This window comes from Mesorhizobium sp. M7A.F.Ca.MR.176.00.0.0, from assembly GCF_004023165.1.
In the GTDB taxonomy this organism is placed as follows: Bacteria; Pseudomonadota; Alphaproteobacteria; order Rhizobiales; family Rhizobiaceae; genus Mesorhizobium.
In genome coordinates, this window is record NZ_RZTC01000238.1 from 1 (window position 1) to 2782 (window position 2782).

Sequence of the window (2782 nt, forward strand, 5' to 3'; positions counted from 1 at the left end):
CGTTTCCTTCGGTGCCGGCGCGACCAAGCAGGTCCGTACCTGTGGAGCCGAGCGCAATCGACTTGCCATCGGGAGTGAGAGCCCGATCCCATCCGATTAACACGCGCTCTGGTGGTCACATTGATAGAGGGGTAAGGAAATTGAGGTAGCAGCGCGCCCATGACCGTGAGTGCACCGACCTACAAGAACCACCGCTATCCGATCGAAATCGTGGCCCGTGCTGTCTGGCTCTACTTCCGCTTCAATCTGAGCCTGCGCGATGTCGAGGAAATGCTGCTCGATCGCGGGATCGTCGTTTCCTACGAGACCATCCGCCGATGGTGCCGAAAGCACGGCCCTGATTATGCGCGCCGCATACGCCGCAAGTCGCCGACGAAAGATGATGTCTGGCACCTGGATGAAGTCGCGGTGCGCATCAACGGTCAGAAGTGCTAGTTGTGGAGAGCGGTTGATCAGGACGGATATGTGCTCGACGAGATCGTCCAGACGCGTCGCAACACCAAGGCCGCCAAGCGCCTGCTGACGCGACTTCTGAAGAAGCAGGGTCTGCCGCCAAAGCGTATGATCACCGACAAATTGCGCTCCTACGGGGCGGCCAAACGCCAGCTCATGCCGAACGTGGAACACCGCTCGCATAAAGGCTTGAACAACCGGGAGGAGAATTCTCACCTGCCGTTCCGAAAACGGGAACGAACGCGACAGGGTTTCCGGTCGGTCGGCTCATTGCAGCATTTCGTGTCGATCTTCTCCGCCGTCCGAAATCTCTTCGTCCCATCCCAGACCAACCGCTCCGCCGCACAAATTCGAGCCCATCGACGCCAGGCAATGGCCGCGTGGGAAGCCGTAAGCGCACGGCCTGCCTGAAAAGCGAGGTGTCGGCCTCACGCGCCCACATTGCAAACAACGTGACAACGCCCGCCGGCTTGCTCGCTCCCTCCGTCAGTGGCGCAACCATGCCCGACGAAAGCGCCTTGCGGCGCCACGCATAGAGCTGCGAGGGGTCCAGCCCTCGGAACGCGCAACCACCGAGACATTGCCTCCTGGCGAGAACGCTTCGGCGACAAGCCGTGCCTTCTCTTCGTCCGACCGATGGCGCGGCTTGCGTCGGGACGGCACAGGCTCCGCCGTCAAAATCTCGAATGTTCGATGATGGCTCATACTGTCGCTCATAGGATTTTCAGCATGATTCATGCTGAAAATGAGCGATCAACCGCCTGCACGCTACGTGGGGATGCCTACGCGCTTACGATCCAGCATCAGCGTGGCAGGATATATCGTAATGTAAATATCCCCTTGAAAACGACAGGGTCATCATAATTGAAGCCATCGTCGCCGCGTGGTTTCCTTAGGGTCCGGACCCATTAAAAGGGGTTCCTCTGACGGCGGGATTGTGATTCAGGGTCCCTGAGGGGGACCGGTCATGAATCGCTTATTTCTGGCTCAGCGATGAGCAGTGTGGGCTGCTTGAACGGCATCTGCCGACCGACACCCGAGGCAAGCCGCGCGTTGATGATCGACGCGTGATCAGCGGCATCATCCATATGGTGAGCGGCGGACGCTGGGTCGACGCTCCGACGGTCTATGGACCGCGCAAGACCCTCTACAGGCAATTTACCCGGACGACGTCTCGCACGAACATGTGACGTCGCTTTCAGTCTACATCAGAGACATTGCTTTCAGTCTACACCATATAGGATGGCGAATATATATTTCTGTGCAACAATTTTAAGTACAGGCTAAGATCGCTCTTAGCGTACTGTGGTTATTGTTCGTGCTTACGCGTCAATTTCTTGGTTCGACATTCACCACATACACTGGTGTATCAATACATTCGTAAAAACGGAGACAAGATAGACGTGAAATTCTTCATGTCCTTTAATGGAATTGAGTAAACAGTACAACAACATGACGCCACGGGCGTCAAAAGCATAACTAAAAGAAACAAGAAAAACAACGGCAGAAAACGGTAACAAACCAAAGGAAAATAAAACAGCTGACTGCAAAACGCACAACATCAAATATCATATGGCAGTGTCACTCGCCCCCACGCCACCACCGGAAACCCTTGAGCGTTGCGGAGGGAGTCGGGGTTCGCGAAATTATCGGCTTCTTCGCACCACCAAGACGGGAGAGCTAGCCACCAGTCACACGCCGGGTAAGGGCCGCCATAACACGGGAGCCGCCGCGTCAGCCGATAATGACTACTCATTTCAGTGAAGTTTCCGTTGGCAACACAGCGACGAGCCTCGGCCTCCATCATGTAGAGGTACGTGATTGTAACATTAGGCGCACCGGCATGGATTGCCCACAGAATCGTGCGGGGACCGAGGTACTGCGCCATCGCGTTAGGACCGATACCCTGGAATGGGTCGCCAACGATCCAATTAGCCATCGTGAGAGAGGTGCTCGTGATAGAAGAAAGAAATTTTGTGGTGTTCGGGGAGAGTACGAATGAAGACAGAGGAGATTTGATTGTCCGTGGTGAAATGGGAAGATGAAATGAGGCTTATATAGAGAAGGAGCACTCTTCCTATTGGACCACAATTTTTACAATCTCGAAAGGGCGCAGTTTGCCGTTTCGGTGCAATACAAGGCATCTATTGGGTGTGTGTCCATTCGGTTGCATAGAGTCGCAGCTTCCTGTGCAGGCGTTGACTCTCGCTACAGTTCAAAGGGCGCAACTTTAGCGTTCTGTAAGGGGCTGCCGAATTGCTAAGTCAACAACGCGTCACATTGGAGTTTTGGCTTGGCTTGGCTTGGCTTGGCTTGGCTTGGCTTGGCT

2 pseudogenes are annotated in these 2782 nt (G+C 55.0%); both read left to right on the plus strand.

Features of this window, described 5'->3' with window-relative positions:
* Positions 1-159 precede the first annotated feature (159 nt).
* Positions 160-864: pseudogene (locus tag EOB59_RS34250) on the plus strand (IS6 family transposase).
* A gap of 560 nt (positions 865-1424) precedes the next feature.
* Positions 1425-1631 (plus strand): annotated as a pseudogene (locus EOB59_RS34260) (transposase); the annotation flags it as partial.
* Positions 1632-2782 lie beyond the last annotated feature (1151 nt).